The organism is Flavihumibacter profundi, assembly GCF_020076305.1.
In the GTDB taxonomy this organism is placed as follows: Bacteria; Bacteroidota; Bacteroidia; order Chitinophagales; family Chitinophagaceae; genus Flavihumibacter; species Flavihumibacter profundi.
Genome location: NZ_JAIQXE010000001.1, coordinates 771,677 through 796,990, shown reverse-complemented (window position 1 = coordinate 796,990; position 25,314 = coordinate 771,677). Strand labels below are relative to the sequence as shown.

Genomic DNA, 25,314 nt, shown 5'->3' with positions numbered 1-25,314 from the left:
GTCTTCTTTGCATTAAAGGTAAGCCAGCTCATTTATTCTTCGCCCAGTCTTTCGCGGATGTCTAACCGATGTTGCCTTGCGGTATCTTTTGCAATATCATAACCGGCATCAGCATGGCGGATCACACCCATTCCCGGGTCATTTCTTAAAACCCGTGCCAGTCTATTTGCTGCGGCTTCGGATCCATCGGCAACAATCACCATGCCGGCATGGATGCTATAGCCCATACCAACACCCCCGCCATGGTGCAGGCTCACCCAGGAAGCGCCACCTGCAGTATTAACAAGGGCGTTTAATATTGGCCAATCCGCTACGGCATCACTGCCATCGAGCATGGATTCGGTTTCGCGGTTCGGGCTGGCAACAGATCCTGTATCCAGGTGATCGCGACCAATTACGATCGGCGCTTTAACTTTTCCGCTGCGCACCAGTTCATTGAAGGCCAACCCTGCTTTTTCCCTTTCCCCTTGTCCAAGCCAGCAAATCCGTGCAGGCAATCCCTGGAAGGCTATCCTTTCCCGGGCCAGTTTCAGCCAGCGTTGCAGGCTTTTATTTTCGGGAAACATCCTGGCAACCAGGTCATCGGTCACCGCGATATCAGCAGGATCACCACTGAGGGCTGCCCACCGGAATGGACCTTTCCCTTCACAGAAAAGCGGCCTGATATAAGCGGGAACGAATCCGGGAAAATCAAAAGCATTGGCCAGTCCGCGTTCCTTTGCTCGCGCCCTGATATTATTGCCATAATCAAAAGTGATGGCCCCCATCTTTTGCAGGGTGAGCATATGTTCAACGTGCAGCCGCATACTATCATAGCTTCGCTCAATGTATGCAGATGGGTTTTCCCTGCGAAGCACATTTGCCTGTTGAACGGTAAGTGTATGCGGAATATAGCCGATCAATGGGTCGTGTGCGGAGGTTTGGTCAGTAAGGGTATCAGGCACCACCTTTCTTTCAATAAGCCGGGCAAGCAGGTGCACGGCATTGCACAGGACACCGATACTAAGGGCTTCCCCGTTTTTGCGGGCTTCAAGTGCGCGATCAATAGCGCTATCAATATCTGTCATTTTCAGGTCGAGGTAGCGGGTTTCAATGCGCTTGTCGATACGCCATTCTTCCACTTCAGCAATAAGTGCAACTCCTTCGTTCATGGTAATGGACAAAGGTTGAGCGCCACCCATTCCACCAAGCCCGGCAGTTACGTTAAGGGTGCCTTTCAATGTACCGTTAAAATGTTTGTCCGCAGCTGCTGCATAGGTTTCATAGGTACCCTGGACTATCCCCTGCGATCCAATGTAAATCCAGGAACCGGCAGTCATTTGTCCATACATCATCAGCCCCTTTTTCTCGAGCTCATCAAAATGTTCCCAGGTGGCCCATTTCGGTACAAGCTGTGAATTGGAAATCAGCACCCGTGGTGCATCCGGATGTGTCTTTAAAATGCCTACGGGCTTGCCGCTCTGTATCAGCAGGGATTCATCATTCTCCAGTACTTTGAGGGCTTTGATGATGAGGTCCAGCGCTTCAAAACTGCGGGCTGCCTTGCCGCGGCCACCGTAAACAATCAGTTCATCAGGCCGTTCAGCTACAGCCGGATCAAGGTTATTGAGCAGCATGCGCAGTGCCGCTTCCTGGATCCATCCTTTACAGGATAATGTTGTACCCGTTGGGGTTTTGTATTTACTTATATCGTAGCCACTGGTTGGGATCGTACTCATCACAAATGTTTTAAATCGTTTATAATTGATATTCCCCGAATCCTTCATTCAGAAGATGGCCTGAATTTTCGGCAAATTCGTTTACCTCTTTAACGAAGGAAAAATCACGGATCATACGGTTGATTTGCTCAATATCGCGCGAGAAGATCCGGTCTTCATTGGCAAAGCCAACGAACTTGCGCACATGACCATGCGCAAATTCCAGGACCGGGCTGCTTTTTAATGGTCTCCTGAATTCGATGGCCTGGCAGGCGCTCATCAGTTCGATGGATAAAATGAATTCGAGGTTGGTAATCACCTGGTTCAGTTTCCTGCCGCTGATACTGCCCATACTCACATGGTCTTCCTGGCCAAGTGAAGTGGGGATGCTATCGGCACTTGCCGGGAAGCATAGTGTTTTATTCTCTGTTACCAATGCAGCCGTTGTATATTGGGGGATCATAAAACCGCTATTGAGTCCAACATTGTTCATCAGCAACATTGGCAATCCCCATTTTCCTTCCAGCAAGAGGTAGCAACGGCGGTCTGAGATATTCCCGATTTCAGCGGCCGCGAAACAGTTGTAATCGAGTGGCAAAGCAAGTGGCTGGCCGTGAAAGTTTCCGCCGCTGATCGTATTGTGTGCATCAAATACTATGGGGTTATCTGTCACGGAATTCAGTTCTGTTTCTGTCAGCGATTTCAGGTGTAACCAGGCATTACGGCTGGCACCATGAACCTGTGGCATACAGCGCAGGGAATAAGGATCCTGCACCCGGCCGCAGTCGATATGGCTTTGCATGATTTCGGAGCCATCCAGGATTTTCCGAAGTCTCTGTGCTACCAGGCGATTGCCTTCAAAGGGCCTTAGTTGGTGAAGCCGGTCTTCAAAGGGCGCCCTGGTTCCTGTAAGGGCTTCGAGACTCATGGCACCAATGATATCAGCAGCATCCAAACAATTGAGGAACCGCTCTACTCCTTTTACCGCGTGGGCCAGGATAAATTGCGTGCCATTGATGAGGGCAAGTCCCTCTTTCGGACCGAGTTGGATAGGATCGAGTCCATGGGCTTTCAACACAGCTGCAGAAGCCTTCCGTTCGCCATTTTCAAATACTTCACCCAAACCGATCAGGGGCAGGCAAAGATGAGCCAATGGCGCCAGGTCGCCGCTGGCGCCAACACTCCCTTTTTCCGGGACAACAGGAATAATATTTTTTTCAATATGCCAGCATAGCCTTTCCAGTGTGGTCAGCTGGGCACCTGAAAATCCCTGTGCCAGGGCATGCACTTTGGTGATCAGCATTAGTTTGGCGATGTCGGGGTGTATTGGTTCGCCTACCCCAACGCTATGGCTTTGCAGTATTTTGTATTGCAGTGTACGGGTATCAGCTTCGGAAATGGAGGTATTTGCCAGGATCCCAAAGCCGGTATTAATACCATAAACGGTGCGGTTTTCATGAACAATCCGGGCAACGGCCGCTTCACTGGTTTTAATACGCACAATAGATGCTGGTCCCAGCTTAGCTTTGAGCCTGCCGGCACAAATATCGAGTACATTACCGATGGTCAGGCGATCGATTCCATATTGAAAGGTGCTGTTCATAATAATTGTTTTTCTATCCTGTCGTAGATGGTGGTTTGCTGGAAAGATTTTTCCAGTTCGCTGATACCAGTCATTAATAATTTTCCATGGGGAGTTTCCTGGAGCAGTTCATCCATTGCTTTTTGAACAGCCATCCATATGGGTTGGACCTGCTGTAATAATTTGTTCCCTTTGGTGGTAAAGGTCACCACCTTTTTCCGGGCATCTGTTTTGTCGATACCCGTGCGGACCAGCCCTTTTTCCTGCAGTTTGCTCACCAGTTGGCTGGCGGCAGAATGGGATACTTCAAGTTCCAGGGAAATCTCCCTGATGGAAAGGGCGCCATTGTTCGCCAGCATATAAAAGATGGGAAACCAGGCTGCGTCGAAGCGGATGCCGTGGTGTTTATAAATGCTGTTCACATCAGCCAGGAAAGCTTCGCTGAGCCTGCGGAGCCGGCTACCGAAGGCCAGCACACCTGATTGTTGGTAAAATGGCAAGGTTGGCTATTTATATAAGTACTTATACAAATATACTAAGGCAGGTTTTGTCCGGCCAAATTTTAGTCCATTTTTTTGGGGGAAAGGCGTATTCCGTTATCTTTGCGCCCCGAGGTCCGGTAGCTCAGCTGAATAGAGCAACTGCCTTCTAAGCAGTAGGTCATTGGTTTGAATCCAATCCGGATCACATATGTTAGCAAAGGGTTTCAAGAGATTGAAACCCTTTTTTATTGTAGGGAGTATTGCAGGGAATAAAATTTAACCTGTTAAATATCTAAATTACTTATGATGAGTAAGAAAAGTAAGATTAAAGCAGGTATCATATTTGGCATGGTAATGTCAACGTTTTTCATTTTGCGGGATTTGGTAACACATGATAATTTGGAGATAAAGAATTTAATTATGTTTATTTCTTCTGGCCTTGTCGGGGGTGCTTTGGCTGGACTTATATTTGGTTCGTTAATAGGACTCTTTGTTAATTCTAAACTGATTACGCAAACCTCAAAAATTGACACAGCATCCGATGAAACTATTTTACTTGAAACAGGTGCCAATCATTTCAAAGGAGCTGAAGGTGTAGGTGGAAAATTGTACTTGACAAATAAGCGCCTGGTATTTAAATCTCATAAATTGAATATCCAAAATCATGAACTTTCAATCAGTTTGTCAGACATTGGCAAAGTTGACAGATATAAAACCCTGGGATTAATAAATAACGGTTTATGTGTGACAACCAGAGACAATAAAAAAGAAAAGTTTGTAGTTCAAGAGATTGAAGAATGGATTAACATACTAACCGAAAAGAATTTTCTTTGTATATAACTTAATTGGAAAGTCCTTAATAGCATAATTCAAATTTATCCCGGATAGCAATAATATTTTCAGTAATAAAACGCAGTAACTTTATCCCGACCCCTTACTATAAAAAGAACATCAGTTATAACACAGGCTATGTCTACACCTAAAAAACAATTACAACATCACGTCTTCTTCTGGCTAACAAATCCGGATTTGGAAGCGGACAGGCAGGAACTTATCAAGGGACTCAGAACGTTGGCAGCAATACCCTCGATCCGCCAGCTCCATATTGGCGTACTGGCATCGACTGAGAAAAGGGATGTGGTAGATACTTCCTGGGATGTATCTGAACTGATGTTTTTTGATGATGAGGCCGGCCAAAAGATTTACCAGGATCATCCGATACACCAGGCTTTCGTGAAGAACTACTCCCACCTGTGGAAAAAAGTAATCGTTTACGATTCACTGGATGTTTAAAAACAGCCCCTGACCGTGTAAGCTTCCCCGGCAATAACAACAAACCAAAAATAATTGGCCAGGCTATACAATTTCAAAGTCCGGGACCGGCTATACTTATTTCCGGGACCGGCTATACTTATTTCCGGTCTGAAAGTGATTTTGAGGGACACTAAAACGGGGCTGCGTAACCATTTAATGAATTCCGGACTATGTGCCAACCATGTGCCAACCATGTGCCAACCATGCTAAAATAGGCCATTTTACGCAGGATAGCACATGGATGGCACTTGGATTACACATATATTACTAAACCCTGATCAGTACGCCCCGAACATTTTTTACCGGGCAGAATAAACAGCAGGAATTCCTTGCTTAAATTTAGTTTTTTGAAAACCGCTATCATTTACCACCATGAAATTGCCTTTGCTGTCCATTTGCTTTATTTCGATTGTTGTATCAGCATCAGCACAGAAAACTGATCCTTCCCACCTCATACCACCGGAGAAAAACCTTCCGGCTTCCTGGACCCGATCGCTCTGGCAGAATGAACGTAAAGTGTATACAGGAAATGAATTAACAACCATTGGTATGCCCTGCGGCGGCATTGCAGCCGGACAATTATATGTCCGGGGGGATGGCACCCTGGCCAACTGGTGGATCGCTAATAACGCCTATAACACCGGCTATGGCATTGATTGGCTATTGAACTTTGAAACAGCGGCCGGCCCCTGGAAGGTCTGTTACCAGACTTTTGAACCCCTAAGTTATATCGACCAGGGATTTGCCATCACTTTCAAACAAGCGGGCAAAACAACCACCAGGCGACTTAATAAAAAAGACTTTGACAATATTTCATTCATTGGGGAATATCCCATTGCTTATATCAGCTATGCTTCAAAAGCGAATCCGGTCCCACTGCAGGTGGATGCCACTGTTTTCTCCCCATTTATTCCCCTGAACGCGAAAGAATCGGCCACACCAGGTACTGTGTTGCGGTATACACTGAAAAACACTTCCGCAAAAAAAATGCAGGTTGACCTTACCGGCTGGCTGCAAAACCTGGTTTGCATAGATATTAAAGACCAGGTCAAAGGCAACCTGCGCAACAGGATCGTTAAAACCGAAGGCATGACATCGGTCATGATGGACCTGGTCAAAGCTGAAAACACGACTGGCCAGCCCCGTAAAACAGAAGTCTACCAGGATTTCGAATCGGGCAATTATGGCAAATGGAAAATGGAAGGAACGGCATTTGGTAAAGCCCCGGTTTCCAGCGCTGCTGCAACTAAAGATGAAGTAACCGGACAAGTGGGTAATTTTTTGATCAATTCTAAATTGACGGATTTTGGTGATAGCGGTACCGGCAAACTGACTTCCCCAACATTTGTTATTAAGGAAGACTATATCAATTTCAAATTAGGTGGTGGAGCTTACCGGGGGAAAACCTGCATCAATTTAGTTGTTAACCATAAAATTGAAAAGACGGCAACGGGTAACAGCGAAGAAACATTGCGTGATGTTAGCTGGGATGTAAAGGCTTTCAAAGGACAGCAGGCGTACCTTGAAGTGATCGATAGCGAAACTGGCAGTTGGGGACATATCAACATCGACGAAATCACCTTCAGTAATCTTCCGGCAAAAGACAAATTCTTTCCCGCCGACCATCCTTATTTTGGCAGTATCGCACTTAGCGTCATCAACCAGGATGGTTTTGCAACGGCTGATTTCAGGGGCATCGGAACGCCAATTAACAACACCACAATTTCCACTTCACCAGCCAATGAAAAATTAGCTGGTGCTGTTGGTACATCTTTCGAACTGGCGCCAGGTGAAACAAAATCTGTTAGCTTCCTGCTCACCTGGTATTTCCCGAACCGGCCCATGCTATATGGCGAAGGCGGCAATTGGAATATGGCAATACCAACTGAAGGCCCGGCTATTGGCAATATGTATGCCAACTGGTACGACGATGCGCTTGATGTGGCCGGTTGGTTACATAAAAACCTGGACAGGCTAAACCAGCAAACGGCCAATTTTCATGACACGTATTATAAGAACACAACCCTACCCTACTGGCTGGTGCAAAGGCTGATGATGCCGGTTTCCACCCTCGCTACAGAAACCTGCCAGTGGTGGGCCAATGATAAATTCTGGGCCTGGGAAGGCGTAGGTTCCTGTGTGGGTACCTGTACGCATGTGTGGAATTATGAACATGCCCTCTCGAAGTTATTTCCCGATCTGGAAAGAAACATCCGGGAAAAAACTGATTATGGCACATCCTTCCAGTCGGATGGTGGCATACTGGCAAGGAATGGCTGGGGCGGTGTTTTAATTGACGGGCATGCAGGCGGTATTTTAAAAGCCTATCGGGAACACCTGGACTCAAAAGATGTTCTCTTCCTGTCCAGGAACTGGGGCAAAATCAAAAAAGCAACTGAATTCATTATTAAGGAAGATGGCAATGGTGATGGGCTGATCGAAAAGGAACAGGCCAATACCTATGATATTGCCTTTTATGGTGCCAACACCTATGTGGGTGGACTATATCTTGCTGCTCTTAAGGCAGCCGGTAAAATGGCCCTGCTCATGGGAGACACGGCATTTGCCCAACACTGTGACAGTATTTTCCAAAGCGGGAGTAACCGAAGCGTTGAAAAACTGTGGAATGGTGAATATTTTGTACAGGACGTTGACCTGACGAAACATCCGCTATCGCAATATGCCAATGGTTGCTTAAGTGACCAGCTATTCGGGCAAACCTGGGCGCATCTGGCCAACCTGGGGTATATCTATCCCGAAGAAAAAGTCAAGGCCACTTTGCGATCCATCTGGAAATATAATTGGTCTTCGGATGTCGGCGTGCAAAACCAGGTGCACAAACCGGAAAGGATCTATGCGAGTCCGGGTGAACCCGGCCTGCTCGTTGCTACCTGGCCCAAAAGCAGGCACATGGGCGAAGCAGGGGTGCGTTATCGGGATGAGGTCTGGACCGGCATTGAATACCAGGTAGCGACCAATATGATTTATGAAGGCATGACCGAAGAAGGTCTTTCATTGGTAAAAGCGATCCATGAACGTTACCGGCCCGAGAAACATAATCCCTGGAATGAAATTGAATGTGGTGACCATTATGCCCGCGCATTAGCTTCCTGGGGTGTTTTATTGGCACTGCAGGACTTTAAGTATGATGGTCCGGCCAATTCACTGTCCTTTGCGCCAAAAGTGCAGCAGGACAACTTTAAAAGCTTTTTCACTGCAGCGGAAGGTTGGGGAAATATTGAACAAAAAAGGTCACCTGGCCTGCAAACGAATACTATTTCGCTGGCCTACGGTTCCTTGCGGCTGGGAAAGCTTTCCATTGAATTGGCAGGGAAAGCGAAAAAAATACAGCTGGAGGCTAATGGGCAGGCAATTCCATTTTCTTTTACACAAAAGAATAATAGCCTGGCGATCGAATTCGATGATACGGTCATAGCAGCCGGTCAGTCAATGGTACTGAAAGTGAACCTATAGAAGGCAAATGCCGCCTTTATATTTAGAGTGGATTGATATCGTATTGCCTGACAAAAATCATAAAATTGATTGCCTGATATTATAAAAATAGCGAACTATAAACTGCAGTTTTGTATAAAATACTTAGTGGTTAAATTTTAATTAGAAGTATTGAGCTACAATTTTAAATTCCGCCTGGTTTGTCAATTGGTGGTTCTTGCTGTTTTTTTTCTGCCTGGTCTTGTTTCGGGGCAAATAAAAACAGATTCAACTTCTCAATCCTATTTGTATTTCCCCTATCCGATGCAGGCAAAAAAATGGCATTCTTCTATTGGATTTTCGCTCACTTTATGGCCACAGGATATCTCAGAAGAAGCCCAGGTGAGGGCTCCTGCCGGGGATTACCATGTAATCCGGAAAATTGATAAAGGATTTTACCTGGATGGCCAGCTTATTTTCCAGGTCGTGCAAAATCACCTGTCGATCGGGCCAAGATGGGCGCATGTAATCAATAACAGGTTTTCTTTTTCCCTTGGAGATGACATCGGCTGGTGGTTTGGTGTGCTGAAAGTCGGGGATTTTAATACGACCGCGAATGGATGGTTAAATTATCCGAATATTTCCCTTGGTTACCGGGTGAAGGAACAATTATTAGTAACATGGAAAACAGAGGCAATTGTAAATTTAAGTTATCATTCCAGTGTCGGCGGACTGGAAGTTTCCAAAAGCCATAACACTTTGTCCGGTTGGTCTACCGGTATTTACCTTGAACAGCCTTTTTATAAAAAGAAGAATTTAACCCTTGGCTTAAGGGCCATATACAGCAATTTCTATTGGCAGACCTGGTCGCTTTTCGAAACGTTTGACCGGCAACTATTTTATCCTGAAATAACCGTGGGATTTATTTTATGATTCTAAGATACTGCTTCATATTATGTTTATCCATGGCGCTATTTTCCTGCAGGAAAGAGCTTGAAGCACCTGTGCCGGATACAGACTGGCCATTATTTGATTCACCTGGCGCCAACCCCATGCCAAAGCAAAGCCGCGAAGCCATGGAAGGCATTTATAAAGTTACCGATGGCGCATCCGTTTTTGGCGAGCAGGTCGTATTGAAGTGGAGCTATGTGGCAGAGGGATTGGACACAACCTATTACCTGTCTGTTTTTTGTTCCAAAGACATCGCCTATTTTACTGTAGAAGGTAAAGTACTGGGGGATTCCATTCTTTTAAATGGATATTGGCGGAAGCTCACCAATACGCAAACAGGTATTGCCCGGTTTAGTATTGGCGCAAACAATGGTGCCAAGCAACTGCTAAGCCCGCTTCCGGAAATTGGCAAAGACAGTATTGTGATAAGTGGAATGTTTGGCAATGGCCAGGATTCACCATCCAATAAATTGGTCCTTACTTACCAAAGGCCAGTATATAAAGGGACCCCTTTAGAAATACTGGCCCATCGATCAGGCGGTCGGACTTCCGACCATATGCCGTATTCAGAAAATTCAATCGGAATGATTAAATATGCCAGCCAGCTAGGTGCAACCGGCATTGAATTAGATGTCAGGCTCACCAGGGATGGCGTTCCGATTCTTTATCATGATAACACCCTTAACCTTAGGCTTATCCAAAAAAACGGACTGGTAGGTGCTATTGAGGATTATAGTTATGCGCAATTAAACAGCCTGGTTTCATTAATTGATGGTGAAAAGATTCCCACTTTAAGGCAGGCTTTGGAAACGGTTTTAAATAATACGAATCTGCATTTTGTATGGCTGGATACAAAACATGATGATTCACTTACTTCGATGAGGAATTTACAAGCTGAATACCTGCAAAAAGCCAAAGCCATGGGACGTTCCCTTGAAATAGTCATCGGCCTGCCCGGAGAGGATCAATTGGCCAAATTCAAGGAATTACCCAATTATGATTCTATCCCCTCCGCATGCGAACTATCGCCTGAGGATGTAGTTGATATAAATGCCCAGGTATGGGCTCCACGGTGGACTTTAGGACTGCAAAACGATCTTGTAAAGCAGGTACAGGCGGAAGGTCGAAGGGCTTTTGTATGGACGCTTGATGTTCCTGATTACATAAGTCAATTTATCAATGAGGGTTATTTCAATGGGATCCTTTCAAATTATCCATCACTAGTTGCCTATTATTATTATGTCAAAGAATAACCTATACTGCATCAGTTGGATAGTATTGCTGCAATTCATTCATGTCCCTTCCATGGCGCAGGACAAAAGCGGTATTGAAGCAGAAGGTAAAAGGGGGATATATTCCCTGAATGTCTTTGCCGGCGGGGGAGTTTCCTTTTACCTGGCAAATCCCGGTACGCCCTCTGATGTAAAATCACAGGTTTCCAGGATACATCCAACGGGAACCTTAAGAGTTATGTGGTACCCTGATCACCTGCTAAAAGTCGGGCTTGAAACAGGAATTACAAATTTTTATTCCTATAAAATCCAGGATTCGATATCCGGTAATGTAGTTGTACAGGCAGTTCCGCTGCTGCTTGTATTCTCTATGCCAATTACAAAACGCATTAATATTTTTGCAGGTCCCGGCGGCTATTTTATTACTTCAAAACTTGATTATGAAGGACAGACAAAATCAAAAACTTTCAGCGTGGGCTGGATGGCCGCCGGATCTTATGAATATCCCATCAATGATAAAGTCGGTTTAGCAGGAGAAATAAAATTATTGAATGCTTTTGAAACGAAAGATGTCTCCATGTCTCTTCAAATCCAGCTTCGCTGGAAGTTTATGGAATGGTAAAAGTTAAGCCGCGATTTTTTTAATTATATTTAAGCAAATTTTTCGCCTTGATTACCTGTTTAAATTGCGGCGAGTCATTTGAAGGGAATTTCTGTCCGAATTGCGGACAGAAATCTACTGTCCAAAAAATCACTGTCCCGGTTTTAGCGGAAGAAACATTTCATTTTTTCACGCACCTTGAAAAAGGGTTTTTGTATACAACCTGGAATTTTATAATCAGGCCAGGCCAGACTTCTTTAAATTATTTAGCAGGGAAGAGAAAAAAATACCAAAAACCAATTAGTTACTTTCTCATCTGGACAGGCATTTATATTATAATCCATAACCTTGTCGTAAATCATTACCATTACCAGCTCACTGAACTAAGTCTTGTTGCATATAATTTGCGCGATCATGCCAACGCCTTGTTAAGAAAGCATTTTACCCTATTTCTTATACCACTTGTTATAGTTTCCTCATTGATAGAATATTTGTTGTTAGGCAAGCCAAGGTTTAATTTCCCGGAAATTGTAGCCGTTTCAATTTTCGGTGGCGGCACCTATTTTATGATGTTGTTGGTGAGCGATATTTTATTTGGTGCTGTTTTAAAAGTCGACATTTTGTCTACCGATGTTTTTTTATGGCAGGCCATTCTTTCCTCGCTATATAACTTCTGGTTCTCCTTTGATTTTTTTAAACGGATCCACTTGCGTTACTTTTGGGTCCGGTTAATCAGCGGGGCTATGCTAACTGCATTAATTGGCTGGGTAATGCTGGAATACCTTCCAATAGCATGGATCCAACTTGAAAACCTGATTTAAATTGCTGCATGTACGAGTTATTCTTCCGGAAATTCAATGAAAAGGTTCCCCTTACCCACGAGGAGGAGGAAATGATTAAAACATACCTCACTCCCAAAAAACTTCGCAGGAAACAATACCTGCTGCAGGAAGGCGATGTTTGCAAATCAATTGCCTTTGTAGAGAAAGGTGCTTTGAGGGAATATTCAATCGCCGAAAATGGTAATGAACAAATAATCCAGTTTGCTATCGAAGGCTGGACAATTTCTGATTTGTACAGTTTCCTGACCGGCGAACCTGCCACTTACAATATAGATGCTGTGGAAGATTCCGAATTAGTTCTGCTCAGCAAATCTGCCCACGAAGAATTACTACGGAAGCTGCCCAAATACGAAACATATCTCCGGCTGCAGGTAACAGGTGCTTACCTTGCATTGCAAAAGCGGCTTACTTCAGTAAACACCTTGTCGCCTGAAGAAAGGTATGCCAATTTTACCCAGCTCTACCCCGAACTTGTTCAGCGATTTCCCCAGCACATGATCGCTTCCCATATGGGACTCACGCCTGAAACCTTAAGCCGTGCCCGCAGGAAAATAAAATCAAAATAACCTTGCTTTTCGTCAAACGTTTTCATTGACAAATGTCAACGTAATTTCTTGCCTTAACACAATGGATGAGGCCTGCCTGCCATTGTAGCTTTGCAGTATCAAATTAAATATTGATATGCAAACCAGGCAAACAATAGCCATCATCGGAGCCACAGGAAATATGGGATCGGCCATCTCCAAAAGCCTCGCTAAAGGCAATTACCGTTTACTGCTTTTTGGTAAGGATGAGAGTAAATTAAAAAAATTGGAGCTAACTATTCTCCGGTTGCATCCGGATGCTGATGTTGCTCCTATTACCTGTAGCTACACGGCGAGTTGGGAAGCGGATATCATCATTTCAGCCATTCCTTATCCGGCAGAAAAAGAAGTGGCTGACCGAATAAAGGAAGTGGCAAACCAGAAAATCGTCATCAGTATAGCCAACCCCCTGAATGATACATTCGACGGATTGGTTACACCACCCGGCAGCAGTGCGGCAGAAGAATTACAAAAGCTACTTCCCCACTCAAAAGTGATTAAAGCCTTCAATACCATTTTCGCAGCTGATTTTCCAAAAACAGTACCTGCTGCCACACATACAGGCTCTTTTATTGCAGGCAATGATCCGGAAGCACTTGAAATAGTGAGTGAATTAGTAAATACGGCAGGATTCTATCCAATCATTGCCGGTGACCTTTCAGCAAGCAGGATATTGGAAAATATGCAGCTTATAAAGATCCTTCAATTAAACAAGTAAAATTTCCCATTTCTCTCAAAACCATAAATAAAATAAAAATGAAAAAGTTCACAATTATTCTTTCGGCAGTTTTAGCATTAACAGCATTTACAACATTGGATACCTGGAAAAATGACAAGCCGCATTCCCAATTAGGCTTTACAGTAACACACCTCGGCATCTCAGATGTATCCGGCACTTTCAATGATTTTGAAGCCATTGTTACTTCTTCAAAGCCAGATTTCAGCGATGCAGTTTTTGAATTAACGGCAAATGTTGCCTCCATTGATACAAGGGTTGAAGCAAGGAACAACCACCTGAAAAGCGCCGATTTCTTTGATGCTGCGAAATACCCGACAATAAATTTCAAAAGCACTTCGCTGAAAGAAAACGGTAAAGATAAATTCATCGTTACAGGCAACCTGACCATTCACGGTGTTACCAAACAAGTAACCATGGACCTTACCTACAGGGGAACAACCGAAAACCCTATGTCCAAGGCGAAAGTTGCCGGGTTCCAACTATCAGGCACCATAAACAGGTCTGACTTTAATGTAGGTCCGGGCTTCCCCGCTCCTATGATCAGTGATAAAGTAACGATCAAGGCAGACGGAGAATTCGCAAAAAACTAAACTTATCAAATAATAAAATTCATCAGACATGAAATCCCTGTTTAACGTAAACCATAACACAGCAATATCGGATATTGCTGTGTTACTCTTAAGAATTCTTATTGCAGCTTTAATGTTAAGCCATGGCATTCCAAAATTCGCATCCCTGCTTTCAGGTAATGTCCAGTTCCCTGCCTTATTCGGCCTGGATGCAACTTCGTCGCTTTCCATTGCTGTATTCTCTGAAGTATTTTGTTCCCTGTTAATCCTTATCGGGTTTGGAACAAGACTTGCTGTGATCCCACTGATTATAACCATGTTGGTGGCAGTATTTTATATCCATGCAGCAGATCCGTTTGCAATAAAAGAATTAGCAGTGCTTTACCTGGTTGCCTATATTATTTTACTCTTAAAAGGTAGTGGCAAATATTCCATCGACAACCTTTTAACACAAAGGTTACAGAAGCCTGCTTACAACCACAAAACCATTGAAGATCCTACTATAAGTATCTATAGTTAATATGTATGTAAAACATTTCAATCTACAACTATGACTACAATATCATCATTTAATAAATTTACAAGTGACCTGCCGGAGCAGGAACACCTGATGCCAGTCTTATTTGTTGGTCATGGTTCCCCAATGAACGGAATCCAGGACAATGAATTCAGCCAGCGCTGGACGCAGCTTGCAAAAGAAATCCCTACCCCATCAGCAGTGCTCGTAATATCAGCCCACTGGTTGAGCAAAGGCACACTGGTAACTGCTATGGACTTCCCGAAAACGATCCATGATTTTGGAGGTTTCCCGAAAGCCTTGTACGACGTACAATATAAAGCACCCGGCAATCCGGTACTGGCAATGGAAACCGCTTCTCTTATTCATTCCGTAAAAGCGGAACTGGATCATGACTGGGGACTTGACCATGGTGCCTGGACGGTAGTAAGGCACATGTACCCGGAGGCCAATATCCCCGTCCTGCAATTAAGCATTGATTATACAAAAAGTCCACAGTACCATTATGAATTGGCAAAGGAGTTATTTGATTTGAGGAAAAAAGGCGTGCTGATTATCGGAAGCGGTAATATGGTCCATAACCTGAGGATGGTAGCCTGGGATAAATTAGATGAACCGGGATTTGGATATGACTGGGCATTGAAAATGAATGAAACTTTTAAAACCCTGATTGCAAATGGCGACCATAAATCACTTATCAATTACGCCGGTTTAGGAAGAGATGCCCTGCTTTCCATTCCCACTCCAGAACATTACCTGCCACTATTGTATACATTAGGATTAAAAGGCGCTGGCGATGGTGTTTCCTTCTTTAATGACAGGGCAGTTGCAGGAGCACTGACAATGACTTCAGTCAGGTTGGGCCAGGCACAGGTTAATTGAAAATATATTATCGCAGACTTGAAAATAAGTCGTAAATTATAGTAACTGCTTTTTCTGTTACGGAAAACCTTTTACCATTCATTTTCAGGTTGTTGAATATAAAACCATTGTTATGAAAAGTTTAAACAATAAAGTAGCCATTATTACCGGGGCAGGCTCTGGTATTGGCAGGGCCATTGCGCTGTTATATGCAACAGAGGGTGCAAAAATTGTTGCTTCCGATGTTGATGAAAAAGGTGGAAATGAAACTGTAGCGCAAATAACTGCGAAAGGCGGGGAAGCTATTTTTGTAAAAGCGGACACATCAAAACCTGAAGACGGGAAAAATGTTGTAGCGCAAGCAGTTAAAAAATTTGGCGGATTGCATATTGCCGTTAACAATGCCGGTATTGGCGGTCCTATCCAATTTGTTGGCGAATATCCCATTGATGGCTGGGACAAAGTAATTTCAATAAATCTCTCTGGTGTATTTTATGGCCTTCGTTACCAGATCCCGGCAATACTTTCTTCCGGTGGAGGCAGCATTGTGAATATTGCTTCCATCCTGGGTAAAGTAGGCGCAAAAGGATCGGCCGCTTATGTGGCAGCCAAACATGGTGTTATAGGCCTCACAGAAGCCTCTGCGCTGGAATATGCCAACCAGAATATCCGGATAAATTCTATTGGTCCGGGTTATATAATGACGCCATTATTGAGCAAATCCCTGGATGAGCCAACTTTGAAAGCATTAGCCGCACTTCACCCTATTGGAAGATTGGGAACTGCTGAAGAAGTAGCTGAACTGGCTTTATGGCTTAATTCAGATAAAGCTTCATTCGTTACAGGTGCCTATTATAACGTTGATGGCGGCTACCTCGCCCAATAACAGGTTACATCTTCCTGGAAATAACAATTTAATGACCATTAAAGTCAGTAAATTTAGGTACATAATTTTTTGATATGGATAAGAAGCCAAACAAAAAGGAAGCCCCTGCCCAGGATAAGGAACAATTACCCGGCAATCCTGTCTATTCAGCAGATGAGGATATTTACAACAATGAAAAGAAAGAACCTATAGATTCAGACGGCCATATCGGGATAGAAGGAAAAAAAACTGACCCTTCACTGGATGAAGACCTTGATATACCTGGTACCGAATTAGACGATTCGGATGAAAACATAGGGGAAGAAGATGAAGAAAATAATTATTACAGCCTGGGTGGCGACAACCACAGTAACCTGGATGAAAACTGAGGCGGATGAGGACAATCAAAAAAATTCACCTGGCCGAAAATGCACCCATTGCCGACCTCGTGACTTATCGTGCGCTACCAACGAACTCGATTGACCATATTGACCCTTTCCTGTTTTTGAATCACCATGGCTATCAGGTATACCCGAAAAATAACAGGGGGTTACCATTTGGTCCACATCCGCACCGTGGATTTGAAACTGTGACTTTTATACTCCAGGGAGACCTTTCCCATAATGACAGTGGTGGCTCTGAAAGCATCATTAAAGAAGGCGGTGTGCAATGGATGACAGCTGGCAAAGGATTGATCCACGCCGAAGTTTCTTCGCCGGAATTCATGAAAAACGGAGGCCCTTTAGAAATACTTCAATTATGGGTGAACCTGCCGGCCAAATTAAAAATGACAGCACCCAAATATACCGGCCTCCAAAAAAATGAGATCCCCGAAATTTCCCTCGATAATGGCAAAGTTACTATCCAGGTGATCTCTGGAAACTGGGAAGATACCAAAGGCGCATTTAGCCCCCTGGTTGATATCCAGCTAGCCACTATTTTCCTTAAGCCAGGCGGAACTTATAACACCTCAATTAACCCAGCAAGAAATATTTTCTTTTATGTAGTAAAAGGAAAAGTAATGGTAAATGGACATGAGGCGCAAATCCACCAATTGGTAGAATTTAATAATGATGGAGATGCAATTAAAATAGAAGCATCAGAAGACAGCATCATCCTGTTTGGGCATGCACTGCCTTTAAATGAACCGATTGTTGCACAGGGCCCCTTTGTTATGAATACAGAAACTGAGATCAGGCAGGCCTACCAGGATTATCGAAATGGAAAATTCTGATGCACAAAAGGGATCTGCCGGGTTGTATTTTATACCACCATGCCGACAATTTTTGACACCAATTCTGCAACCGAAAAATGTATAACCAGGATGGGCAAAAAGGGTATAAAAAGTAATACTGCCATAGCAATGATATCTCTTAAGTTAACAGGAACAGTGCGAAGCTGCAATAGTACGTCATACATACTCTGATAATCGATCAACATTGATGAATTTGCCTCCTTACCAACCAATCGTTCGCCAATTGGCAAATCACTTAACCAATGTTTTTCAAATTCCCGGCTTAAATCTGCAGAGAGATCGCTCATTTTGAATTGTGCCTCGTGTTTTAAATTCAATAATTTATTATTGAAAAAAAACAGCGGAAGGATTATTAATAAAATACAAAGGATAATATATCCCATTGCTTCATTCCTGATAGCAGGAAAGGCGGCGGGATCAATAAGAAGTTGTGTAATAAATTCGCCTGACACTACAATACCCAGCGCCACAAAAATATACATAAAACCTTGCTGTGCCAGCGATAAGATACCCAAACCACCAGAGCGGTCAGCATGAGTCACCACCAGGTTAAGGTTTGTTTTGGATAACCGGTATAATAACCATACCCAAATAAAATATCTCAATAACCACCTCACAAAAAGAAATTGAAAAACAGGCACCGAAACATAAAAAGCCCAACGAGCTGCAATACTTACTTCATGGATTCCAGGCGCAGTCCTGACCCTCCAGGATGTTGTGGTATCTTCAAGATTAAATACAAAACTGCCATTAAAAAAAACATTAATTGTTACTATTGTCAGTAATAAGGCAATTTCAATATATTTTGAATTTATAACTTTTCTTACCCTGTCAAGTACAGAAGTGAATTGCCCTTGCCATTCCTCTGGACTTAGCAATGAGTGGGGCAGGTAGTCTACAACTTTTGCAACTTTAATGTCAATAATGCGCTTTATCAAAACCAACATAGGCATTGCCACCAGGATCCGCGCCTGCATATCAACGTCTTTAAGGAAGGGAAGTTGAACTCCGGTATACAATGTTCCTTCAAAAAAAGTAATGATGACCAATGGCAGCCAGGTAATGCATAAAATCAACAAGGCTAATTTAAACACCCTGTTGTGTAAATGCATTTTCATAATTGCATTATGATAAGGCCCTCCTTCAGATATATAAAACTCTTCTGTCCTGTAATGGTTTGTTGCCATTTCTTAAATTTTAACGGGGAAATAGAATAATGATATTAATATTACGAATTCTTATTGCTTTAAAATACGAAGAGGATAATACTTGCACTATGACATTCGTCATATAGAATATTGAACATTGAAAATGACAGGTTATAACTATTTATTCCCCAAAAACCAAAAACCATGACCTGCAACTGGTATACCGCCTGTTATATCGCGCTAAGATTTTTGATCGCCGGATGCAATGACCAGGCCGGCAAAAAACAACAACCTTTATATACTATCGACAGCCTGGTATTTCCTGCCGTACTCACCAATTTCAAAGCCTATGAAAAGAATCCTGTATTTACGGGTACTGGCGGTGATACCTGGGACCAGCATATCCGTGAAAGAGGGTATATTCTTAAAGAAGATAGTTTGTACCATATGTGGTATACGGGGTATCGCGATAAAGGAGACACTGTAATGCACCTGGGGTACGCCACTTCACCTGATGGACTCACATGGACCAGGTATGGCGGCAACCCCCTTTTGAAAACTGACTGGGTGGAAGACATGACCGTCATTAAATCAGGTAGTTCCTATTATATGTTTGCCGAAGGACGGAATGATATCGCCCATATGCTCATCTCCACTGACCGCATTCACTGGACCGAACAAGGCAACCTGGATATCCGCTACACTAATGGCAAACCACTAAGCGAGGGCGCTTATGGAACACCGGCTATCTGGCTGGAAAATGGCAAATGGTATTTGTTCTATGAGCGTGGCGACATGGGCATCTGGCTTGCGACATCTACTGACCTTAAAACGTGGACCAACGTGCAGGATGAACCAGTCATCGCCCTGGGCCCGGAACTATATGATAAAGCACAGGTAGCCATGAACCAGGTCATTAAATACGATGGAAAATATTATGGTTATTACCATGCATTAGCTACTGATACCAGTAAGAACTGGACTAGTTGCGTTGCTGCTTCAACAGACCTGGTGCACTGGAAAAAATTTCCCGGCAACCCTATCCTACAGGAAAATAAGTCAAGCCCCATACTGGTCTTTGATGGTAAACAATACCGGTTATATTCCATGCATGAAAAAGTTGCGGTTCATTTCCCTGATAATACCCGATAAAAGGATGTTCAAAATGAATTAGAAATAGTAAAAATATTACCAGATATTTTAATAGATGTTGGGTATTTTACCTGAAATAATAAAACCAAATGCAGCTGCGCAGTGCCATAAATTATAAAATACTGGCTACCCTGATTTTATTAGCGCTACCGGTTGTATTTTTCCTAAGCTGCCAGCAAAATTATTCCCCCGCCCTTCCGGATACAGTTGATTTTAATTATGATATCCGGCCAATCCTTGTACAAAAATGCTATTTATGCCATGGACCGGATTCAAGCAGTCGCAAAGGGAATTTGCGCCTTGATACTTATGAAGGGGCTACAGCATTGTCCAAGGAAGGCACTAAAGCGATTTCGCCGGGTCATGCCGACAAAAGCACAATGATCTTCCGGATCAACCATAAGGATCCTGAAATAATGATGCCGACACCGGAATCAAATTTACAGTTAACGAAAAGGGAAAGGGCACTGATTGAAAAGTGGATTGACCAGGGTGCTGAATGGAAACAACACTGGTCATTTATCCCACCAACCATTTCCGATGAAGCAGTCCTGCAGGAAAAGGAGAATGAAGGCATTGACCATTTCATCAATAAAAAACTGGAACAAAATGGTTTGAAAGCTTCCCCTGAAGCAGGTAAAACTTCCCTGATCAGGAGGGTCTCCTATTTATTAACAGGCTTACCGCCGACACCTGAAGCCGTAGATGAATTTATGGCAGATAAAAGTCCCGGCGGATATGAGCAAATGGTCGACCGTTATTTAGGTTCCCCTCATTTCGGTGAACGATGGGCAAGGCATTGGATGGACATGGTAAGGTATGCTGAAACTAAAGGCCACGAATTTGATTATACTATTTCAGGCGCCTGGAGATACCGGGATTATTTGATCAGGGCATTTAATGACGATCTCCCCTATGACCAGCTAATCAGGGAACAACTTGCCGGTGATTTATTGAATAACCAAAGGATCAACCAGGCAAGTGGTGAAAACGAATCACGGGTGGCGACGGTATTTTATACCATGGGAGAAGGCACTCATAGTCCGGTTGATGTTCGCCAGGATGAAGCCGACAGGATTGATAATATCATTGATGTAACCGGGAAAGCCTTCCAGGGATTAACGATTTCATGTGCGAGGTGCCACGACCATAAATTTGATCCCATCAGTACCAAGGACTATTATTCCATGTTTGGCATTATTGAAGGAACCAGGTTTTCGCCTGTTCCTGCGAATACGGCACACCAATCCGGCACTATCCAGTTATTGGGAAGTGAGAAAGATTCCATGCGTGCGATCATCGCAGCAAAATGGATCAATGGACTTGCAAAAAAAGCAGAAAGGGTTTCCGTTATCCCCCCAACATTACCAACAGAAAAAACGAATGAAACAACAGTACTCGGGGATTTCAGGGAAAATGGATTAGGCGAATGGAAATCTGATGGTATGGCTTTCAGCAACAAAACAACCCTGGGTGATCCGGTGTTTGACAGACAAAATAAAATTGTTTCGCTCGAAGATGGAAAGGCCTCCAGCAGGATCATTGGGACGGGCATTTTTGGGGCATTGCGATCTCCGGACTTTATCATTGATAAAAATTTCATCGGGCTACGCGCGCTGGGAAAGGATGCCTCTGTCAGGATAGTCATAGATAATTTCCAATTGATCCAATACCCTATTTATGGGGGCATGGACCAGCACGTTGATTCAGCGGGCTGGAAGAATTACCAATTCGACGTTTCGCCATGGAAGGGCCAGAAAGCTTATATAGAGATCCTGCCTGGATATTTTGAAAGCCATGTATTTAAAATGCCAACAGGTGCTTATGTTGAAGTGAAATATGCGATAGCCTTTAATGACAAATGGACCGAGCCGCCATACCAGTTCTATGGACAACCAACAGATCTGCAAACCGCTCTTGATAACTGGATCCATTTCAAATCCAGTTCCCGGGAGATCAGTGCAATTAATACATTAATCCGCAAGCAAAGCCTGCCTGCTGATATGCATGAATTAGTCAGCCTGCTGAAGCAAAAAGAAAAACAGGCTGCAACACTTAAAGATTCGATAGAATTTATAAGTGCGGTAACCGATGGATATGCGAAAAACAGCCCGGTTTTCATCCGCGGAAGTTATAAGCAACTTTCAGATAAACCAGTTGAAAGGGCCTTCCTTTCGGCTTTACGGCCTGCGAATGCCATATACAATGAGAAAGGTAGTGGCCGGCTGCAATTGGCACAATCTATTGCTAACCCGGCAAACCCGCTTACAGCGCGTGTAATGGTAAACCGGATCTGGCACCATCTTTTCGGTAAAGGCATCGTTGAAACGGTTGACAATTTTGGAATGCAGGGAAAACTCCCCACTAATCCGGAATTGCTCGACTACCTGGCCATTAAATTTCAAAGGGATGGTTTTTCAATTAAGAAAACGATAAGGGCCATTTTATTATCCAACGTTTTTAAAAGAAGTGTACAGCCTGGTGACGAGGCCAGGAAAACTGATCCGAATAATTTGTACTTATCGCATTTCCCCATCAAAAGACTTGAAGCTGAAGCCATCCGTGATGCAATTCTTTCAGCATCCGGAAAACTGGACACCACCATGTATGGCCCACCTGTTCCCACCCATATCACAAGCTTTATGAATGGCAGGGGCAAACCGGAAAACTCCGGCCCATTAGATGGTTATGGCCGCAGGAGCATTTACCTGGAAGTTCGACGTAACTTCCTTGATCCTATGATGACCACTTTTGACCGGCCTATCCCTTTTACATCTTTTGGAAAAAGGAATGTTACCAATGTACCCTCACAGTCACTTATCCTTTTAAATGATCCATTTGTCGTAACGGAAGCGGAAACAATGGCAAAAAAGCTGGTGGCTGCTAAAAACCTTTCATTCGAAAACAGGGTACAATGGATATATAAAAGAACTGTGTCCCGAACGGCATCTATGGAAGAAATTGGCGCTGCAAAAGAACTTATCCAACACCTGGCGACTATATACAAATTAAAAGGGGGAAACATGGATGGAGATATACATCTCTGGAAAGATTATATCCATTCAGTGTTCAACTTAAAAGAATTTATATACCTGAACTAGATATGGTACAACAAAAACACCCAATATACAGGCCGGTTACCCGAAGGGAAATGCTGGGCATGTGCAAGGCCGGCTTTGGCTCACTTGCCTTGCTTAGTTTATTCGGCAGTATTCCCGGTTGTTCTTTATTTGATCAATCACAGTCAGACCTGGTTAAAAAACTTTCAGGCAGCAACCCGCTACCCAACTTTGTACCGAAAGCAAAAAACATCATTTTCCTGTATATGGACGGTGGAGTTTCACAGGTTGATTCTTTTGATCCTAAACCAAGGCTTGAAAAAGAAAACGGCGAAGACCCTGGTAAAAAATTCAAGGTAGATGCAACGCAATTCGGGAATGTCGGAAAAATATTAAAGAGTCCCTGGAGCTTTAAAAAATATGGTGAATCAGGAATGGATGTTAGTGAGTTGTTTCCGCATATTGCCACATGTACAGATGATATGGTGATGATACGATCAATGGTTTCCAATTTCCCTGAACATACCAGCGCCAATTATTTTTTGCATACAGGAAGTGGCTTGCAGGGCAGGCCCAGCATGGGCGCCTGGGTCAATTACGGGCTCGGCAGCGAAAACAATAACCTTCCGGGGTATGTTGTTCTTGATGGTGGATTAATACCACCTGGCGGGTTAGACAATTTTAAAAATGGTTTTCTTCCCGCTACTTACCAGGCTTCTATTCTTCGTGCCGGCGCAGAGCCTGTGGCCAATATAAGGCCGGCTGATTCCACCCAGGGAATCCAGGATGAAAAGCTGGCCTTCCTGAAAAAGATGGACAACCACCTTTTATCCAGCCTGGGTGGCGCGGATGAAATTGAATCAGCTATTTCAAACTATGAGCTGGCCTACAAAATGCAATCATCCATTCCTGAACTGACACAGTTTGGGACAGAAACTGAAGCCACAAAAAACCTGTATGGACTCAACTCACCAGACCTTCATACAAGGAGCTATGGCTCGCAATGCCTGCTGGCCAGGAGGTTAATTGAAAGAGGGGTACGGTTCATTGAATTAACCTGTCCTTCCGTAGGCAATGGTGCTGACCGTTGGGATCAGCATTCCAACCTGAAGTCGGGCCATGAAAATAATGCACATGCTGTAGACCAGCCGATTGCCGGATTAATAAAAGACCTGAAAATGCGGGGCTTACTGGATGAAACCCTGGTGGTATTTACCGGTGAGTTTGGCCGGACACCATTTGCACAGGGTCTGGATGGTCGCGACCATAATCCTTCAGCCTTCAGTATGTGGATGGCAGGTGCAGGAATTAAACGCGGAACAATTTTCGGGAAAACAGATGAATATGGATACCGGGTAATTGAAAATCCGGTCACTATCCACGACCTGCATGCCACCATGCTTTATTTATTAGGTATTGACCATAAACAATTGACCTTTCATTTTGGCGGGCGTGATTTTCGCCTGACGGATGTACATGGAAATGTTATAAAAGAAATATTATCATGATTCGCTTAAAGAAGAATTTGATCCCGTACCTCTTTGCATTGCCCTTATGGCTTTTTATTGTTTCTGAAGTTTATGGCCAATCCCCCATTACCCATTCCGTCTTTATTGCAGGTCCGGATTTCACCGGAATTATAGGTGAAGGCGGTGAGGAAATATGGAAAGCTGAAAAGGCGGCGGCAAGGGATGGCTATGTCCTTCCAAATGGCAACATCCTCATTTGCTGGGGGGATGAGGTACTTGAATTTGACCATGACAAGAAAGTGATTTTTACTTTTAAAAAGTCTGCACCGGAAAATGAATTGGGAACCGCTGTGAGGTTAGATAATGGCAATACGCTCATTACAGAGTCAGGGAAAAACCCAAGGTTACTGGAAGTGGATCAACAGGGGAATATTGTTTCATCAATCATATTGCAACCGGAAACTGATAACATCCATATGCAAACGCGGATGGCCAGGAAACTTCCAAATGGTAATTACCTTGTCCCCCATTTATTAGCCTTTGCGGTAAAGGAATATTCCCCAACCGGCCAGGTAGTGAACGTATTTAAAACAGACCTGCCTGAGCTTGGCGGAAGGGAAGCGGAAAACTGGCCCTTTACGGCAATACGGCTGCAGAATGGAAATACTTTGGTAACGCTGACGCATGGCAACAAGGTTGTAGAATTAAACCGGAAAGGGAAAGTGGTGTGGAAAATATCCAATGATGACCTGGAGGGAAAACCTTTTAAAGATCCGTGTGGCGCACAAAGGTTGCCAAACGGGAATACAGTTATTGCCAGCTATGGCGCCCCGGAAGGCATAAAACTATTTGAAGTCAACAAAAACAAAGAGATGGTTTGGAATTATAGCGGGCACAAGGTGCATGATTTCCAGGTACTCTCAACTAATGGCGTTCCCCTTTCAGGTATTCCGCTTAAATAAT

General features: G+C 43.8%; 23 protein-coding genes and 1 tRNA gene. 20 read left to right on the top strand and 4 right to left on the bottom strand.

Annotated features, from left to right (window positions below):
* Nucleotides 1-32: 32 nt before the first annotated feature.
* Genes hutU through LAQ65_RS03310 form a run of 3 tightly spaced genes read right to left on the bottom strand, consistent with a single transcriptional unit; the run spans nucleotide 33 to nucleotide 3,779 of the window.
* On the bottom strand, nucleotides 33-1,718 hold the full coding sequence (gene hutU, locus LAQ65_RS03320) for a urocanate hydratase (protein WP_224115515.1): 1,686 nt from the start codon (nucleotides 1,716-1,718) through the stop codon (nucleotides 33-35).
* A 19-nt stretch (nucleotides 1,719-1,737) separates the two neighbouring features.
* On the bottom strand, nucleotides 1,738-3,300 hold the full coding sequence (gene hutH, locus LAQ65_RS03315; RefSeq protein WP_224115514.1) for a histidine ammonia-lyase: 1,563 nt from the start codon (nucleotides 3,298-3,300) through the stop codon (nucleotides 1,738-1,740).
* Complete coding sequence (locus tag LAQ65_RS03310; protein WP_224115513.1) at nucleotides 3,297-3,779, bottom strand: MarR family winged helix-turn-helix transcriptional regulator; 483 nt, start codon at nucleotides 3,777-3,779, stop codon at nucleotides 3,297-3,299. Before LAQ65_RS03310 ends, hutH begins: the two co-directional genes overlap by 4 nt.
* A gap of 113 nt (nucleotides 3,780-3,892) precedes the next feature.
* Between LAQ65_RS03310 and LAQ65_RS03305 the strand changes: the two genes are divergently transcribed.
* From LAQ65_RS03305 to LAQ65_RS03230, 16 genes are all read left to right on the top strand, one after another.
* A tRNA-Arg gene (locus tag LAQ65_RS03305) sits at nucleotides 3,893-3,966 on the top strand.
* Nucleotides 3,967-4,067: 101 nt separating this feature from the next.
* Entirely contained in the window at nucleotides 4,068-4,601 is a 534-nt protein-coding gene (locus LAQ65_RS03300) for a GRAM domain-containing protein (protein ID WP_224115512.1), read from the top strand.
* 129 nt (nucleotides 4,602-4,730) lie between these two features.
* Nucleotides 4,731-5,054 carry a Dabb family protein gene (locus LAQ65_RS03295; RefSeq protein WP_224115511.1) on the top strand — a complete coding sequence of 108 codons (324 nt, stop codon included), beginning with the start codon at nucleotides 4,731-4,733 and terminating at the stop codon, nucleotides 5,052-5,054.
* Nucleotides 5,055-5,447: 393 nt separating this feature from the next.
* Entirely contained in the window at nucleotides 5,448-8,549 is a 3,102-nt protein-coding gene (locus LAQ65_RS03290; protein WP_224115510.1) for a GH116 family glycosyl hydrolase, read from the top strand.
* A 150-nt stretch (nucleotides 8,550-8,699) separates the two neighbouring features.
* Nucleotides 8,700-9,440, top strand: coding sequence for a hypothetical protein (locus tag LAQ65_RS03285; protein WP_224115509.1), 741 nt, complete (start codon nucleotides 8,700-8,702; stop codon nucleotides 9,438-9,440).
* Between the two features lie 32 nt (nucleotides 9,441-9,472).
* Nucleotides 9,473-10,711 (top strand): glycerophosphodiester phosphodiesterase, encoded by a 1,239-nt coding sequence (locus tag LAQ65_RS03280; RefSeq protein WP_224115508.1) that lies wholly within the window; start codon nucleotides 9,473-9,475, stop codon nucleotides 10,709-10,711.
* Nucleotides 10,698-11,312 carry an outer membrane beta-barrel protein gene (locus tag LAQ65_RS03275; RefSeq protein WP_224115507.1) on the top strand — a complete coding sequence of 205 codons (615 nt, stop codon included), beginning with the start codon at nucleotides 10,698-10,700 and terminating at the stop codon, nucleotides 11,310-11,312. Before LAQ65_RS03280 ends, LAQ65_RS03275 begins: the two co-directional genes overlap by 14 nt.
* Before the next feature lie 47 nt (nucleotides 11,313-11,359).
* The gene (locus LAQ65_RS03270; RefSeq protein WP_224115506.1) at nucleotides 11,360-12,112 is read left to right on the top strand and encodes a DUF3667 domain-containing protein; all 753 of its coding nucleotides are present in this window, start codon (nucleotides 11,360-11,362) and stop codon (nucleotides 12,110-12,112) included.
* 8 nt (nucleotides 12,113-12,120) lie between these two features.
* Complete coding sequence (locus LAQ65_RS03265; RefSeq protein WP_224115505.1) at nucleotides 12,121-12,699, top strand: Crp/Fnr family transcriptional regulator; 579 nt, start codon at nucleotides 12,121-12,123, stop codon at nucleotides 12,697-12,699.
* A 115-nt stretch (nucleotides 12,700-12,814) separates the two neighbouring features.
* Nucleotides 12,815-13,435, top strand: coding sequence for an NADPH-dependent F420 reductase (locus LAQ65_RS03260; protein ID WP_224115504.1), 621 nt, complete (start codon nucleotides 12,815-12,817; stop codon nucleotides 13,433-13,435).
* 38 nt (nucleotides 13,436-13,473) lie between these two features.
* A complete protein-coding gene (locus LAQ65_RS03255; protein WP_224115503.1) occupies nucleotides 13,474-14,046 on the top strand; it encodes a YceI family protein in 573 nt (190 codons plus the stop codon).
* 28 nt (nucleotides 14,047-14,074) lie between these two features.
* Nucleotides 14,075-14,545: a DoxX family protein gene (locus LAQ65_RS03250; RefSeq protein ID WP_224115502.1), complete on the top strand. Its 471-nt coding sequence runs from the start codon at nucleotides 14,075-14,077 to the stop codon at nucleotides 14,543-14,545.
* 30 nt (nucleotides 14,546-14,575) lie between these two features.
* Nucleotides 14,576-15,424, top strand: coding sequence for a 4,5-DOPA-extradiol-dioxygenase (ygiD, locus tag LAQ65_RS03245; protein WP_224115501.1), 849 nt, complete (start codon nucleotides 14,576-14,578; stop codon nucleotides 15,422-15,424).
* A gap of 112 nt (nucleotides 15,425-15,536) precedes the next feature.
* Nucleotides 15,537-16,289: an SDR family NAD(P)-dependent oxidoreductase gene (locus LAQ65_RS03240; RefSeq protein WP_224115500.1), complete on the top strand. Its 753-nt coding sequence runs from the start codon at nucleotides 15,537-15,539 to the stop codon at nucleotides 16,287-16,289.
* Nucleotides 16,290-16,363: 74 nt separating this feature from the next.
* Complete coding sequence (locus tag LAQ65_RS03235) at nucleotides 16,364-16,657, top strand: hypothetical protein (RefSeq protein ID WP_224115499.1); 294 nt, start codon at nucleotides 16,364-16,366, stop codon at nucleotides 16,655-16,657.
* A gap of 5 nt (nucleotides 16,658-16,662) precedes the next feature.
* Nucleotides 16,663-17,502: a pirin family protein gene (locus LAQ65_RS03230; RefSeq protein ID WP_224115498.1), complete on the top strand. Its 840-nt coding sequence runs from the start codon at nucleotides 16,663-16,665 to the stop codon at nucleotides 17,500-17,502.
* 29 nt (nucleotides 17,503-17,531) lie between these two features.
* On the opposite strand, the gene LAQ65_RS03225 is transcribed toward LAQ65_RS03230, so the two are convergent.
* On the bottom strand, nucleotides 17,532-18,710 hold the full coding sequence (locus tag LAQ65_RS03225; RefSeq protein WP_224115497.1) for a hypothetical protein: 1,179 nt from the start codon (nucleotides 18,708-18,710) through the stop codon (nucleotides 17,532-17,534).
* Nucleotides 18,711-18,875: 165 nt separating this feature from the next.
* On the opposite strand from LAQ65_RS03225, the gene LAQ65_RS03220 reads away from it, so the two are divergent.
* From LAQ65_RS03220 to LAQ65_RS03205, 4 genes are all read left to right on the top strand, one after another.
* Nucleotides 18,876-19,823: a glycoside hydrolase family protein gene (locus LAQ65_RS03220; protein WP_224115496.1), complete on the top strand. Its 948-nt coding sequence runs from the start codon at nucleotides 18,876-18,878 to the stop codon at nucleotides 19,821-19,823.
* Nucleotides 19,824-19,912: 89 nt separating this feature from the next.
* Nucleotides 19,913-22,924: a PSD1 and planctomycete cytochrome C domain-containing protein gene (locus tag LAQ65_RS03215; protein WP_224115495.1), complete on the top strand. Its 3,012-nt coding sequence runs from the start codon at nucleotides 19,913-19,915 to the stop codon at nucleotides 22,922-22,924.
* Between the two features lie 2 nt (nucleotides 22,925-22,926).
* Entirely contained in the window at nucleotides 22,927-24,390 is a 1,464-nt protein-coding gene (locus LAQ65_RS03210; protein WP_224115494.1) for a DUF1501 domain-containing protein, read from the top strand.
* The gene (locus LAQ65_RS03205; protein WP_224115493.1) at nucleotides 24,387-25,313 is read left to right on the top strand and encodes a beta-propeller domain-containing protein; all 927 of its coding nucleotides are present in this window, start codon (nucleotides 24,387-24,389) and stop codon (nucleotides 25,311-25,313) included. The genes LAQ65_RS03210 and LAQ65_RS03205 overlap by 4 nt, the downstream gene beginning before the upstream one ends.
* Nucleotide 25,314 lies beyond the last annotated feature (1 nt).